The organism is Azoarcus sp. TTM-91, from assembly GCF_012911025.1.
Lineage (GTDB): Bacteria > Pseudomonadota > Gammaproteobacteria > Burkholderiales > Rhodocyclaceae > Azoarcus.
Map to the genome: position 1 here is coordinate 1 of NZ_WUEI01000114.1, position 13471 is coordinate 13471.

General features: G+C 71.3%; 12 protein-coding genes. 7 read left to right on the forward strand and 5 right to left on the reverse strand.

The features are described 5' to 3' along the window. The 4 genes from GRF61_RS20245 to GRF61_RS20260 form a co-directional block, all read right to left on the reverse strand. On the reverse strand, window positions 1-1265 hold a 1265-nt coding region (locus tag GRF61_RS20245), incomplete at its 3' end, for a glycosyltransferase family 9 protein (RefSeq protein WP_248281359.1). Continuing rightward, on the reverse strand, window positions 1262-1894 hold the full coding sequence (locus tag GRF61_RS20250) for an HAD family hydrolase (RefSeq protein WP_169152434.1): 633 nt from the start codon (window positions 1892-1894) through the stop codon (window positions 1262-1264). The genes GRF61_RS20250 and GRF61_RS20245, both read right to left, overlap by 4 nt. After that, window positions 1885-2622, reverse strand: a complete 738-nt coding sequence (locus tag GRF61_RS20255) for an SDR family oxidoreductase (RefSeq protein ID WP_169152435.1) — start codon at window positions 2620-2622, stop codon at window positions 1885-1887. Before GRF61_RS20255 ends, GRF61_RS20250 begins: the two co-directional genes overlap by 10 nt. Then, a complete protein-coding gene (locus GRF61_RS20260) occupies window positions 2619-3881 on the reverse strand; it encodes a glycosyltransferase family 1 protein (protein ID WP_169152436.1) in 1263 nt (420 codons plus the stop codon). Before GRF61_RS20260 ends, GRF61_RS20255 begins: the two co-directional genes overlap by 4 nt. 515 nt (window positions 3882-4396) lie before the next feature. Here GRF61_RS20260 and GRF61_RS20265 point away from each other — a divergent pair. The 6 genes from GRF61_RS20265 (at window position 4397) to GRF61_RS20290 (ending at window position 11081) form a co-directional block, all read left to right on the forward strand. Then, entirely contained in the window at window positions 4397-5395 is a 999-nt protein-coding gene (locus tag GRF61_RS20265) for a BON domain-containing protein (RefSeq protein ID WP_211166110.1), read from the forward strand. A gap of 56 nt (window positions 5396-5451) precedes the next feature. Next, window positions 5452-5904 (forward strand): PRC-barrel domain-containing protein, encoded by a 453-nt coding sequence (locus GRF61_RS20270; RefSeq protein WP_169152437.1) that lies wholly within the window; start codon window positions 5452-5454, stop codon window positions 5902-5904. A 221-nt stretch (window positions 5905-6125) separates the two neighbouring features. Then, window positions 6126-8807 (forward strand): ABC transporter transmembrane domain-containing protein, encoded by a 2682-nt coding sequence (locus tag GRF61_RS20275; RefSeq protein WP_169152438.1) that lies wholly within the window; start codon window positions 6126-6128, stop codon window positions 8805-8807. A 275-nt stretch (window positions 8808-9082) separates the two neighbouring features. Continuing rightward, window positions 9083-9595, forward strand: coding sequence for a DUF892 family protein (locus GRF61_RS20280; RefSeq protein WP_169152439.1), 513 nt, complete (start codon window positions 9083-9085; stop codon window positions 9593-9595). 64 nt (window positions 9596-9659) lie between these two features. After that, window positions 9660-10547: a ZIP family metal transporter gene (locus tag GRF61_RS20285; RefSeq protein ID WP_169152440.1), complete on the forward strand. Its 888-nt coding sequence runs from the start codon at window positions 9660-9662 to the stop codon at window positions 10545-10547. A gap of 69 nt (window positions 10548-10616) precedes the next feature. Continuing rightward, window positions 10617-11081, forward strand: coding sequence for a YetF domain-containing protein (locus GRF61_RS20290; protein WP_169152441.1), 465 nt, complete (start codon window positions 10617-10619; stop codon window positions 11079-11081). 92 nt (window positions 11082-11173) lie between these two features. On the opposite strand, the gene GRF61_RS20295 is transcribed toward GRF61_RS20290, so the two are convergent. After that, a complete protein-coding gene (locus GRF61_RS20295) occupies window positions 11174-11671 on the reverse strand; it encodes a ferritin-like domain-containing protein (RefSeq protein ID WP_169152442.1) in 498 nt (165 codons plus the stop codon). A 307-nt stretch (window positions 11672-11978) separates the two neighbouring features. On the opposite strand from GRF61_RS20295, the gene GRF61_RS20300 reads away from it, so the two are divergent. Continuing rightward, the gene (locus tag GRF61_RS20300; protein WP_169152443.1) at window positions 11979-13364 is read left to right on the forward strand and encodes a cytochrome B6; all 1386 of its coding nucleotides are present in this window, start codon (window positions 11979-11981) and stop codon (window positions 13362-13364) included. Window positions 13365-13471 lie beyond the last annotated feature (107 nt).

Consider the following 13471-nt stretch of genomic DNA (forward strand, 5'->3'; position numbering starts at 1 on the left):
GGATGGCCCACCGGGGGTGGGCACCGCGGAGCCGGGGCCGCCGCGGTTTCGGCGCCTTCGTCCAGCAGCTGGCGGGCGGCGGCGGCCACCCGCTCCGGCGCCAGCAGGTGCAGGCAGGCGTGGTGGCCCTGCGGGCAGACGCTGCGGTAGCAGTAGCGGCAGGGCACGTCCTCGTACAGCACCGCCGCCGGGGTCTTCCACGGCGCGTGCTGCGGATTGGTGAGGGCGTAGAGATCCACCACCGGGGTGCCCAGGGCGGCGGCCAGGTGCACCGGGCCGGTGTTGTTGGCCAGCAGCAGGGCCGCGCCGTCCAGTACCGCGGCCAGCTCGCCCAGCTGCAGCCTGCCGGCCAGCGTGGCCGAGGGCCCGGCGCCGAGGCGGATTTCTTCCACCAGCGCCACTTCGCCGCCGTCGCCGGTGAACACCAGCTGCGGCGCCCGCAGGCCGCTCAGTTCGGCGAGCCGGCGCAGCGCGGCGGCGAACTGCGCCGGCGGATAGCGCCGCGAGGCCGCGCTGGCGCCGGGATGCACCACCACGTAGGGGCGGCCGGGATCGATGCCGGCTTCGGCCAGCCTGGCGCGGGCGCGGTCGCGTGCCTGCGGCGGAATGGCGAAGGACAGGCGGTCGTCGTCGGCCACCGCGCCGACGCGGGCCACCAGGTCGAGCTGGCGGCGCACCTCGTGGCGCAGCAGCTCGTGCGGCTCCGGGTCGGCGATCCAGTCGGTGAGCAGGTGGTAGGGGTTCTCGCGGCCGTAGGCCAGCCGCAGCGGAATGCCGGCCTGCCAGCACAGCATGGCCGCTGGCAGTGCGCTCTGGCTGTAGACGGTGAAGATGACGGCGGCGTCGAAGCGGCCGGCGCGCAGCCGCGCCAGGGTTTCCTCCAGCGCCGCCGGCGTCGGCGCCGGGCCTGGCACCCACGGGCAGGCGGCGGGGATGACTTCGTCCACCTCCGGCAGGAAGGGCGCCAGCGCCAGCCCGGCGCCGCCGGCCAGCAGGGCGATGTGGCGGCCCGGCAGCTGCTGCCGCAGCGCCCGCAGCGCCGGCGTGGTCATCAGGATGTCGCCGAGGTTGTCCAGCCGTATCGCCAGGATGCGGCCGGCCTGGGCCCAGGGCGAGGTGGCGGCGGCCGGCAGCGCCACCGGCGGTGCCGCCGCGCTGCCGGGCGCGGCTACCCGCTGCGCCATCCAGGCGCCGCCGGGCAGGCCTTCGAGCGCGGCCGGGGGGGCGCCAGCCTGCGCGCCGGAATGCGGGGGCGGCCGTTTCATTCCGCCATTTCCATTGCGGCGCCGGCTGGCACGGTGGCGGCCAGGATGTCGGCCGCCGCTTCGGTGAGGCTGGCGGCGACGCGGTCCGGCCGCCGCAGCGGCGAGCTGCGCCATTCGGTTTCGGAGCCGACGTCCAGCAGCACCGTGCGGCAGCCGGCGCGGTGGCCGGCCTCGACGTCGTCCAGGATGTCGCCGATGAACCAGGAGCGCGGCAGGTCCAGCCGGTGCTCGCGGGCGGCGCGCAGCAGCAGGCCGGGCGCCGGCTTGCGGCAGTCGCAGCCGCGGCCGAACTCCGGGTGGCTGCCCTGCGGGTGGTGGGGGCAGTAGTAGATCGCGTCCAGCGTGACGCCGTAGAGGCCCAGCAGGCTGGCGAGGATGTCCCACACCGGCAGCAGTGCCGCTTCCTCGAACTTCTGGTGGGCGAGGCCGGCCTGGTTGGTGATCAGCACCAGCCGGTAGCCGGCCTGCCGCAGCCGCGCCAGCGCCGGCCCGGCGTCCTCGCGCAGGCGCACCCGCGCCGGGTCCACGTTGTAGGGCAGGTCGTGGATCAGGGTGCCGTCCTTGTCGATGAACACCGCCGGCACCGGCGCGGCGGCGGCAGCGGCATCGACGGTGATGCTCACGGCCATGAGGTTTCTCCCATCGGCAGCACCGAGATCTCGCCGATGACGCTGCCGGCCGGTAGCGTGAGCACCTGGAGCACCGCCGCGGCCACTGCTTCCGGCGGCTGCAGCACGCCGGGGTCGATGTCCGGGAAGCGGTCGAGCAGGAAGGGCGTGCGCATGCCGCCGGCGATCACCGCGGTGACCTTGATGCCCTGCGGCCGCAGCTCCGCATGCAGCGCATGCGAGAAGCCGAGCAGCGCCCACTTGCTGGCGTGGTAGGCGGAGGCGTTGGGCCAGGCACGCTTGGCGGCGGTGGAGGCGATGTTGACGATGTGGCCGCCCGCGCCCGGCTTCATCTGCGCCACCACCCGCTTGGTGAACAGGAAGGGGCCGCGCAGGTTGGTGGCCATCACATGGTCCCATTGCGCGACCTCTAGCTCGCCGATGGGCAGGGTGTAGTCCACCCCGGCGTTGTTGATCAGGATGTCGATGCCGCCGAAGCGTTCGCGGGCGGCGGCGATGCAGTCGGCCACCTGGATGTCGTCGCCGACGTCCACCACGCAGTGCATGGCCTGGTGGCCGCACTCCACCAGCTGGCGCGTGGCCTGCTCGGCGAGGTCGGAGCGCACGTCCACCACCACCACGCGGGCGCCGGCGCCGCACAGGGCGTCGCACAGCGCCTTGCCGAGGCCGCGGGCGCCGCCGGTGACGAGGGCGGTCTTGCCTTCCAGGGGGCGGGTCTGGGTATTCATAGGCTGATCATCCTTTCAGTGGTCTGGCGGGTGGGGGAGGGCTGCAGGCCGCCATAGACGGTTTCCAGCGCCCCGGCGACATGGCGCCAGGTGAACAGGCGGCGCACCCGCCGCATGCCCGTCTTGCCGAAGGCGCGCGCCAGCGCCGGATCGCGCTGCAGGCGGGCGAGGCGGTCGGCGAGCTGCGCCGGCTCGCGCGGCGGCACCAGGTAGCCGGTGCTGCCGTCTACCACCGTGTGGCGTATGCCGCCCACGTCGGCGCCTATCACCGGGCAGCCGCAGGCCATGGCCTCCAGCGGGGTGATGCCGAAGGGTTCGTACCAGGGCGTGGTGACGAAAACGTCGGCGGCGGCGTAGAAGTCGCGCAGGGCATGGCGCTCGCGCCGGCCGGTGAACACCACCTGTCCGTCCACGCCGGCCTCGCGGGCCACCGCCTGCAGGCGGCCTATTTCGGGCGTCAGTGCCGCATCCGGCTCGGCGGATTCGCCGCCCACCACCAGCAGCCTGGCCTTCAGGCCGTGGCGGCGGCGCAGCTCGCCCACCGCCCGTATCACGTTGTCCACCCCCTTGCGCGGCACCATGCGGCCCAACTGCAGCACCACGAATTCATCCTCCGCCAGGCCCAGGCGCCGGCGCGCGCCGCCGTCGCCCGGCCCCAGCTCGGCGATGTCCACCCCGCAGGGCACGGTGGAGATGCAACGCGCGTCGGCGCCGTAGAGGGAGATGAGGTCGGCCTTGTCCTGCGGGCATTCGGCGATAAGGCGGTCGGCATTGAGCGCCAGCGTTTCTTCGATGCGCAGGCGGGCTTCCGGGAAGGTGTCGGCGCTGCCCTGGTGGAGGCGGCGCACCTTGCCCAGGGCGTGGAAGGTGACCACCAGCGGCAGGCCGAACTCCTGCCGCAGGCGCAGGCCCACCAGGCCGGACATGAAGAAGTTGGCATGCACCACGTCATAGGGGCGCGAGGGCGGCGCGCAGTGCTGCGCCACCCGCTCGCCGAACTCCGCCATGTAGGGCAGCAGCCGCTCCTTGGGCACCGGCCGGGCGGGGCCGGCGGCCACCGGCAGCACGCGCACGTTGGGGGCGAAGGCGATGGCCGGCGGCAGGCCGGGATCGTCGCGGCGGGTGAAGACATCCACCGTGTGGCCGGCGCGCCCGAGTTCGCGGGCGACATAGGCGACGTAGACGTTCTGGCCGCCGCTGTCGGTACCGCCCTGCACGGCAAGCGGCGACGCATGGTCGCTGATGAGCGCAATTTTCATTTTGGGGAACCTATGTCGTAGGAATCGCTTGTGTCTCGGGCACGGCAAGCGCTGTGCCCGGCACGGAGGAACCGCAGGGCGGGCGGGCCGCTTCTGCCACCGTGTAAGTTCGCCCGGCGGGGGAAAGAATTACTGCGCCGCCGCAGCGCTCGACCTGCCTCCCGGGGCATGAAAGGTGCGGGCGGTCGCGCCAAATGCCTTGGAATTGCTGGAGTGGGTGGCGAGGGCGGCCGGCGCGGCGCTTTCTGGTTTGTGCGTCGCGGCATGTCGGCGCCGCCTGCGGAGAGGGCCGGCGGGCGCGGGTTCCGGGCCGGGGCGCAGGGGCTTTTCCCCCTGGCCGGCGGCGCGGCGCGTCAGCGTGCCGGCGCCGGCGGCAGGGCGGGCAGGGCACGGCGATTGCGTCGCCTGGGAGGCGGAAGGCGCGGCGGCGGCAGGTGCGGTGTATCACCCGCTCGCTGCGGCGCTGTTCCGTCCCATGCGCCCCGCCAGGGGCGGAGAAAAGAGGAGCCGAGACGATGAGAACACGATATCCGCAGTCCTTCCCTTACCAGCAGGAACGCGAGCAGCGGCGCAACGAGATCGGGGCCCGCGGCGTGGGCGAGGATTCCGACTACGAGTCGCCGTCCGGGCAATGGCGCGATGAGCAGGAGGTGCCGGACATCTACGGCCGCCGCTTCGGCCACCGCGCCGGCGCCGGCAGCCAGCGGCAGGGCGGCGGCCAGCGCGGCGGCCAGCGCGGCGAGGACGCCCTGCGCCCCGCCGGCCGCCGCGGCTACCGCGAGGAAGAAACCTCGCGCTATGGCGGAGAGGACTACACCACCGACCCCTTCGGCCGCGATGAACCGCGTTTCGGCGGCGCCTACGGTGAATATGAAAGCGAACGCGGCGGCGGGCGCGACTTCGACGAAGCGCCCTACGACCAGAGCTACGCCCTGCGGCGCGGCTTCGGCCGGGACAAGCCCGGCGCAGGCGCAGAGCGTGGGGGCCCCCGCGCCGGTGAGTCCAGCAGCCGTGCCGGTAGCGGCGGGCGCAGTCAGCCCGGGCACTGGGGGGCCGACCAGGGCGACCTGCGTTCCACCTTGGCCAGCGGCTCCAGCAGCGGCTACGGCGTGAATGCAGGCGGCCAGGCCTGGAGCGACGTCGCCCGCGACCGCAAGGGGCCGCGCGGCTACGTGCGCTCGGACGAACGCATACGCGAATTCATCTGCGAGCGCCTCGCCCAGCACCACCGGCTGGATGTCAGCGACGTCGGCGTGGAGGTCAGCAATGGCTGCGTCACCCTGGAAGGCACGGTGCCCGAGCGCTCGATGAAGTATGCGATCGAGGAAACCGCCGACAACTGCTGGGGCGTGCGGGATGTGGAGAACCACATCCGGGTGGCGCCGCGCGGCGGATGGCGTGGTGGCGAAGGCGGTGCCTGGGGCGGCCAGGGGCAGGCGGCCGGCGTTGGCGCCTCCGAAGCCGATCCCCAGGCGGTCGCCTCCGTTGCCGGAGGGCAGCCGTCAAAGGAGTGAAGCCGGCGATGCGCCGCTTTGCCGCCACCGGCGGCACAGGCGCATCGCCGGGCCCAATGGAGGAAACGGCCCTGGCCGATGCATATCCGCCCGGGGATGAACCGCTTGCCATCGTCGGCAACGAAACCGGCACGCCGCGCGGGCCGGGCCCGGAGGTGATGGCCGCCGGCACGCTGCAGGGCGATGCGGTGGTCAATGCCGACGGCGAGGATCTGGGCAAGATCAAGGAGATCATGATCGACGTGCCCAGCGGCCAGGTGGCGTACGCGGTGCTGTCTTCCGGCGGCTTCCTCGGCCTGGGCGACAGGCTGTACGCCATTCCGTGGACGGCCCTCGCGCTGGACGTCGGCCGCAAGTGCTTCGTGCTGGACGTGGACGCCGAGCGGCTGAAGAACGCGCCCGGCTTCGACAAGGACCACTGGCCGAGCATGGCCGACAGTACCTGGGCCAAGGAGGTGCACGCCTATTACGGCCGGCGCGCCTACTGGCAGCCGGCCGATCGCTTGTAGGCACGGCGGCGCGGTCTTCCGACTGCCCTCCCGGCAAGCGGGGCGGCCGAGGCCGTGCGCCCGGGGCGTGGCGGGCAGAGGCGGAGGGGTTTCTTTCCCCTTGCCTGCCGCCTCTGCTTCCTCCGGTGTTTCCACGGGGCCGCCGCTCGACGCCGAGCCCGGCCTCCGCTCTTCCACCTTCAACCGTCGCGGCCCCGGCGCGGCGAGGCATCCCGACTCCCATGGCAGAACCGGCCTCTCCGTCGACCACCGCCTTCGTCTTCCGCCTGCTGGGGTCGGCGCTGTCGCGCCATCGCCGGCGCACCCTGGCGGCGCTGGCACTGGTGATCCTCGCCAAACTGGCGGCGGTGGCGGTGCCGCTGGCGCTGAAGGGCATCATCGACCAGCTCGGCGCGGTACCGGCCTCGGTGGTGCTGCCGGTGTTCCTGGTGCTGGGCTACGCCGTGTTGCGCTTCCTCGGCACCTTCTTCAGCGAGCTGCGCGACCTCGTCTTCGTCCGCGTCACCCAGAGCACGGTGGCGGACTTCCTGCTGCGGGTGTTCGCCCACCTGCACCGCCTGAGCACCCGCTTCCATGCCAGGCGGCGCACCGGCGGCCTCACCCGCGACGTGGAGCGCGGCACCGCCGGCATCGGCTTCCTGCTCGGCGTCGGCCTGTTCACGATCCTGCCCACGCTGGTGGAGATCGCGGCGGTGATCGCGATCATGAGCCTCAACTACAGCAATGGCTTCACCGCCATCATCCTGGTCACCTTCCTGCTCTACACCAGCTTCACCGTGGTGTTCACCGAGAAGCGGGCGATCTACCAGCGCGCGCTGAACAACCTGGACTCCACCGCCAACGGCCGGCTGGTGGACAGCCTGCTCAACCAGGAAACGGTGAAGTACTACACCAACGAGGCTTTCGAGCAGCGCCGCTTCGGCAGCATCCTGGACGAGTGGGTGGAGATAGGCGTGAAGAACCAGCAGGCGCTTTCCACCCTGCACATCGGCCAGAGCGGGGTGATCGCCCTCGGGGTGGCCAGCGTGATGCTGCTGGCCACCCACAACGTGGTGCAGGGCAGGATGTCGGTGGGCGACCTGGTGCTGGTGAACGCCTACCTGATCCAGATCTGCCTGCCGCTGAACTCCCTCGGCTTCGTTTTCCGCCAGGCGCGCGACGCGGTGGTCAATGCCGAGAAGATGCTGCGCCTGCTGGAGCAGAAGCCGGAGATACAGGATGCCGCCGCCGCCCCCGGGCTGACGGTGGCGCGCGGCGAGGTGCGCTTCGAGCATGTGGATTTCGCCTACGAACCCAGCCGCCAGATCCTGTGGGACGTGAGCTTCACCATTCCGCCCGGCGCCACGGTGGCGGTGGTGGGCGGCAGCGGCTCCGGCAAATCCACCCTGGCGCGGCTGCTGTTCCGGTTCTACGAGGTGGGCGGCGGCCGCATCACCATAGACGGCACCGACATCCGCGACATCTCGCAGCACAGCCTGCGCGCGGTGCTGGGCATCGTTCCGCAGGACACCATCCTGTTCAACGACACCATCGCCTACAACATCGCCTACGGTCGGCCGGGGGCCAACCTGGCGGACGTCATCGAGGCGGCGCGGGCCGCCCATGTGCACGATTTCATCGCCACCCTGCCGGCGCAGTACGACACCGAGGTCGGCGAGCGCGGGGTGATCCTCTCCGGCGGCGAGAAGCAACGCATCGCCATTGCCCGCGCCATCCTCAAGAACCCGCCCATCATGGTGTTCGACGAGGCCACCTCGGCGCTGGACACCCGCTCCGAGCGCGCCATCCAGGAGGAACTGGACCGTCTCGCCCGCAACCGCAGCACGCTCGTCATCGCCCACCGCCTGTCCACCGTGGTGGAGGCGGACGAAATCCTGGTGCTGGAGCATGGCCGCATCGTCGAGCGCGGCACCCACGAACAGCTGATGAAACAGGACGGCCTCTACGCCCAGCTGTGGCACCTGCAGCGCCAGCAGCAGGAAATGGAGCAGGCCGAGCGCGGCTTGGCGATGCAGCAGGTGAACCTGCTGGCCCTGCTGGCGGGGGTGATAGACGGCCTGCGGGCGGAGATCGACGCCCGCGGCGTCGGCTTCTACAGCACCATCGCCGCCGAGTCGGCGCGCATCGTCGGCGACCCCGGGCGGCTGCAGCAGGCGATGTGGAGCCTGGCCTCGCGCGCGGTGGCCGCCAGCCCGCCCGGCGGCCGGGTGGAGTGGCGCATCGAGCGCGCCGGCGCCCATCTGCGCGTCAGCTTCCGGCATGCGGCGGCGCCTGGCGCGCTGGCGGAGGACAAGGGCCTGTCGCCGGCGGAGGTGCGCGCCATCGTCGAACAACACGGCGGCCGCTACGAAGTGCGCACGGCCGACGGCGACATCGTGGAAACGCGGCTGGAGTTCCCGCTGCAGGCAGTGGAGGAAACGCCGCCAGCGGCTGGTGGCGCGCCCCCGGCGCTGCCGGCTTCCTCCATTGCCGGCGCCTTCGTGCTGGTGGTGGATGACAACGCCGAGGCGCGCGCCCAGGTGGAGGCGGCGCTGCAGCGCGAGGGCGCGCTGTCGCACGCCAGTGCCTCCGGCGCCGAGGCGCTGCGCTGGTTGTTCGGCACGCCGCGCGATGCCTGGCCGGACGCGATGATCTGCGACGTCGCCCTGGGCGAGGAGGATGGCTACGAGGTGATGAAGCAGCTGCGCCGCTACGAGGCGGAGCAGGGCTTCGGCCTCGCCGAGCACCTGCCCGCCATTGCCCTCAGCGCCTATGACCGCAGCGAACACCGCATGCGGGCGCTGCTGGCGGGCTTCCAGGTCCATCTCGCCAAGCCGGTGGCCACCGCCGAACTGGTGGCGGCCGTCGCCAGCCTGCTGGGCCGCCGCCGCCCCATCCGCAGGCCGGCGCCGCCGGAGCGCTGAGCAGGACGGGCCGCGCGCCGCCTGCGCCGCTGCTCTTCCTCTCCGGCTGCGGGCGCCGCATCCGCACTCCACCGCCGCGTGCGTGCCTGCCTCGCCGTCCGTGTAACGGCGATGCACGCGGCGGGTAAGCCTTACACGGCGGGCGGACAGCCCCCGCCTGCCGGGCGGCGGCAGGGGAAGGGCAGGGGGACGGGAATGGCGATTGCCGAAGCAGTGCGGGACCACCGCAAGCCGGTGGGTATCCAGCCAACCCGTAGCACCGATGGAGAACGCTGATGGCAACCGATTACAAGGCCAACCTTCTGGACTGGCTGCGCGATGCGCACGCAATGGAGCAGCAGGCGGAGAGCATGCTGAAAGCACAGGCCGAGCGCCTGGAGAACTACCCGGCGCTGAAGAGCTGCATCGAGCAGCACCTCCAGGAAACCCTGGGCCAGCAGCGCCTGCTGGAAGCGGCGATCAAGAGCGCCGGCGGCAGCACCTCGGCGATCAAGGATCTGGCGGCCAAGGCGGTGGCATTCGGCCAGGGGCTGGCCGGCATGTTCATGCCTGACGAGGTGGTCAAAGGGGCGATGAGCGGCTATGTATTCGAGAACATGGAGATTGCCTCCTACACGGTGCTGATCGCCGCCGCCGATGCCGCCGGCGACAGGGAAACCCGCCTGATGTGCGAGGAGATCCTGGCGCAGGAGGTGGAGATGGCCAACTGGCTGCTCAGCCATCTGCCGGAAATCACCCAGGCCTTCCTGGCGCGGGATGCCGCGCCCGGCGTGGAGGCCAAGCGCTGAACCGGGTGCCGGCGGCGCGCCGCCGGAGCGGGGCGCCCGCCGGGCCGCCCGCGGGGAGCAGGGGATGAACGTCAAAGCCGGCGGCCTGCAACGGCCGCTTCATTTCGCCATCGTCGCCGCCGTCGCGCTCGGCCTGCTGCTGGGGCTGGTGCAGGCGGGGCACTGGCTGAGCGCATCGGCCCCGGTGCGCGATGCGCTTTCCGCCGGCTCCCTGGCCGCGCTCGCCACCGCGCTCGGCGCGGTGCCCATCGTGGTGGTGAAGAAGCTGAACCCACGGGTGAATGACAGCCTGCTGGGGCTGGGCGCCGGCGTCATGCTGGCGGCCACCTGCTTCTCGCTGATCGTGCCGGCGCTGGATGCGGTGGCCGGCGGCGGCCGGTGGGCTTCTTCCCTCGTCGTCGGCGCCGGCCTGCTGCTGGGCGCCGCCTTCCTGATGGCGATGGAGCATTTCACCCCGCATGTGCACATCGCATCGCCGGAGCGCAGCGACGCTTCCGACCTGCAGCGGGCGCGCCGCCTGTGGCTGTTCGTGTTCGCCATCGTGCTGCACAACATCCCGGAAGGGCTGGCCATTGGCGTGGCCACCGCCGGCGCCGACGCGGCGCACGCCACCGCGCTGACCACCGGCATCGCCATCCAGGACGTGCCCGAAGGGCTGGTGGTGGCGCTGGCCCTGCTCGGCGCCGGCCTGAGGAAACTGCCGGCGCTGCTCATCAGCGCCGCCTCCGGCCTGGTGGAGCCGCTGGCGGCGGTGCTGGGCGCGGCGGCGCTGAGTTACAGCGCGCCGCTGCTGCCCTGGGGCCTGGCCTTTGCCGGCGGCGCCATGCTGTTCGTGGTGAGCCACGAGATCATCCCGGAATCCCACCGCCAGGGGCACGAGCGCTACGCCACCGCCGGCCTGGTGTGCGGCTTCGTGCTGATGATGATCCTGGATACCGCCTTGACGGCCTGAGCGGCCGGCAACCGGAAGGCCGTTGTGCCGGGCCCGGCGGCCGCCAGCCCAAGGTGCAGGGGAGGTGCCATGTTCGACATGCAGATGCCCTGGTACGAGTTCGTGCTGCGTGCGGCCACCGTCTATGTCGTGCTGCTGGTGCTGGTGCGGGTCTCCGGCAAGCGTACGGTGGGCCAGTTCACGCCCTTCGACCTGCTGGTCGTCACCCTGCTGTCGGAGAGTGTGTCCAATGGCCTCACCGGCAGCGACGAATCGGTGTCCGGCGGGCTGATCGCCGCTGCCACGCTGATCGGCCTCAACCTGCTGCTGGCCATCGCCACCGCCCGCAGCCGCCGGCTGGAGAAGATCAGCGAGGGCTCGCCGGTGCTCATCGCGCGGGACGGAGTGCTGTTCAAGGATGTGCTCCGCCGCAACCACGTCGGCCCCACCGATTTCGACAAGGCGCTGCGCGAGGCGGATTGCGACCTGGAGGAGGTGAGGTTCGCTTTCCTGGAGAGCGACGGCCAGATCAGCGTGCTGAAGAAGGGAGGCTGAGAAGCCGCGGGGCGGCCGCGGGCGCCGCCCTCCGTCGCGGAACGAAAACGGCGGCCCGCGGGCCGCCGTGCTCCTGCCTGGCGCCGGCTGCTTCAGCCTTTGTCGGCTGCTGCCTGGTTGGCGCCGCCTTCGGCCAGCTGGGTGAGCTTCTGGTCGGCCGCCTTTTCTTCCTTCAGGGTTTCCTGCAGCAGGGGCTCTATGCGGTCGAACTTCAGCAGCCGCCCCAGCGCCAGCAGCGTGCCGTAGCTGGCGATCTCGTAATGTTCCACCTTCTGCGCGGCGGCGATCAGGGCAGCGTCCAGCACCGGCCCCTTGTCGATCGCCTCCATGACTTCCTTGCCTTCCTCCACCAGGCCTTCCATGGCCAGGCATTTCATGCGCTTCAGCTTCACCCCGGTGGCTTCCACCACCTGGTCGATGCGCTCCACCTGATGCTGGGTTTCCTCCAGGTGGGATTCGAAGGCCGCCGCCAGTTCCGGATTCGTCGCCGCGCGGGCAAGTTTGGGCAGCGCCTTGGTCAGCTGCTTCTCGGCGCTGTAGATGTCCGACAGCTCGTGGATGAAGAGGTCTTCAAGGGTCTTCACGGGCATGGTGCTCTCCTGGGTTGATGTCGATGACGGGCCGTGCATGGCCTCCCCAGGGAGGTAGCAAGGGCGGTTCCCACCCCGGCAGCCCCCGGGCTGTCGCCCGGCGGCCCGGCGCTGCGCAAGCGCTCGCCCCGCGGGCCGGCGGCGGTCGTGGCCGGTGCCGCCAGGGCGGTCCGGCGGCAAAAGAGGGAAGGTGGGAGAAGGGGGAAGGCCGGGGAAGGCGGGGAGAAGGGCGCCGCCTCGGGAACGAGGCTTGCAGACCCGGCGCAGGCGGCATTCGTTCCGCATGCCGGTTTTCTGGGAGACCACCATGTTCAAGCCGAAGGCATTCCTGCTTTTCTCCATCGCCGCCCTGGTGCCAGCGGCGCAGGCCGATCCACTGCCGCCGGATGCCACCTACCGGCCGCTGCCCACCCAGCCGTTCTCCGAAGTCAAACGGATGGACGAGCAGCAGAAGGCCGCGGTGATGCAGCGCCAGGCCGCGCTGCTGGGCGAACGCTACGACCTCGCCGACCGCCCGCTGCCGGGGGTGATGATGTCCGGCGGGCGCAAGCCGGTGCAGGGCGGCGCGCGGGTGAAGCTGGCGGCCGGCATGAGCTGGGAGCGCCTCGCCAACCTCAGCCCGGAGGAGATCCGCGAGCGCGATCTGCTGCCCCAGGGCTTCCGCCCGCTGCCGCATGTGAAGCAGGCCACCGGCGGCCAGGTGTTCCCGCAACGCCAGATCGACGTCATCGCCAGCCTGGAGCAGCGCGACCTGCGCCGCTTCGATGTGGACATGGACCTGCCGGACCACCTCACCCCGGAATTCCCGCCGCCCATCTTCCTCACCACCCATCCGGAGCTGGGCGATGTGTCGCGCGGGCAGGCGCTCACGCTGCGCAATTTCTACGAAATCATGAACGGCATCATCACGCCGGTGCAGATGGAAGGGCTGCGGCTGCTGCTCACTCCCTTCCCGCAGGAGGAGTTCAACCAGACCGAGGACCGCAAGGTCGCCGCCCCCAGCATGGGCGTGGCCTGTCTGGACTGCCACACCAACTTCCACACCAATGCCGCCTTCCACCTCACGCCGGACGTGCGCCCGCAGTCGGCCCGCTTCCGGCTGGACACCACCAGCCTGCGCGGCCTGTTCAACCAGCAGATCCACGGCTCCAAGCGCTCGCTGCGCTCGGTGGAGGATTTCACCGAGTTCGAGCAGCGCACCGCCTACTTCAACGGCGACCACGTCAGTGCCACGCGCAAGGGTGTGCATCTGCCCGACCGCCCCAACCAGGTAGCGATGATGGCGCAGATGCAGAACATCATCGACTTCCCGCCGGCGCCCAAGCTGGACGTGACCGGCCGCCTGATCCCGGAAAAGGCCAGCGCGCAGGAACTGGCCGGCGAGCGCGTCTTCAATGGCAAGGGCCGCTGCTCCGAATGCCACGCCGCGCCCGACTTCCTCGACAACCGCATGCACGACCTCAAGCTGGAGCGCTTCTACAAGGTGGGCAAGACGGTGAACGACCAGGTGGCGCTGCCCGACGGCCCGATCAAGACCTTCACCCTGCGCGGCATCAAGGATTCCCCTCCCTACCTGCACGACGGCCGCCTGCCCACGCTGGCCGACACGGTGGAGTTCTTCAACCTGGTGCTGGGCCTGAAGCTCTCGCAGGAAGAGAAGGAAGCCCTGCACGCCTACCTGCTCACGCTCTGAGGAGATCCCCATGCGCTCGCCCGCCACCCTCACCCTCGCCCTGCTGGCCGCACTGGCGCTGCCCGTCCGCGCCCAGCTCGGCAACCCCGGCGTGACCGATCCCGCCA

Excerpts from the sequence above, each read along its gene's own strand:
- GRF61_RS20275 (WP_169152438.1), top strand. The coding sequence starts at position 6,126 with ATGGCAGAACCGGCCTCTCCGTCGACCACCGCCTTCGTCTTCCGCCTG.
- GRF61_RS20290 (WP_169152441.1), top strand. The coding sequence starts at position 10,617 with ATGTTCGACATGCAGATGCCCTGGTACGAGTTCGTGCTGCGTGCGGCC.
- GRF61_RS20280 (WP_169152439.1), top strand. The coding sequence starts at position 9,083 with ATGGCAACCGATTACAAGGCCAACCTTCTGGACTGGCTGCGCGATGCG.
- GRF61_RS20300 (WP_169152443.1), top strand. The coding sequence starts at position 11,979 with ATGTTCAAGCCGAAGGCATTCCTGCTTTTCTCCATCGCCGCCCTGGTG.
- GRF61_RS20295 (WP_169152442.1), bottom strand. The coding sequence starts at position 11,671 with ATGCCCGTGAAGACCCTTGAAGACCTCTTCATCCACGAGCTGTCGGAC.
- GRF61_RS20265 (WP_211166110.1), top strand. The coding sequence starts at position 4,397 with ATGAGAACACGATATCCGCAGTCCTTCCCTTACCAGCAGGAACGCGAG.
- GRF61_RS20270 (WP_169152437.1), top strand. The coding sequence starts at position 5,452 with ATGGAGGAAACGGCCCTGGCCGATGCATATCCGCCCGGGGATGAACCG.
- GRF61_RS20260 (WP_169152436.1), bottom strand. The coding sequence starts at position 3,881 with ATGAAAATTGCGCTCATCAGCGACCATGCGTCGCCGCTTGCCGTGCAG.
- GRF61_RS20255 (WP_169152435.1), bottom strand. The coding sequence starts at position 2,622 with ATGAATACCCAGACCCGCCCCCTGGAAGGCAAGACCGCCCTCGTCACC.
- GRF61_RS20285 (WP_169152440.1), top strand. The coding sequence starts at position 9,660 with ATGAACGTCAAAGCCGGCGGCCTGCAACGGCCGCTTCATTTCGCCATC.
- GRF61_RS20250 (WP_169152434.1), bottom strand. The coding sequence starts at position 1,894 with ATGGCCGTGAGCATCACCGTCGATGCCGCTGCCGCCGCCGCGCCGGTG.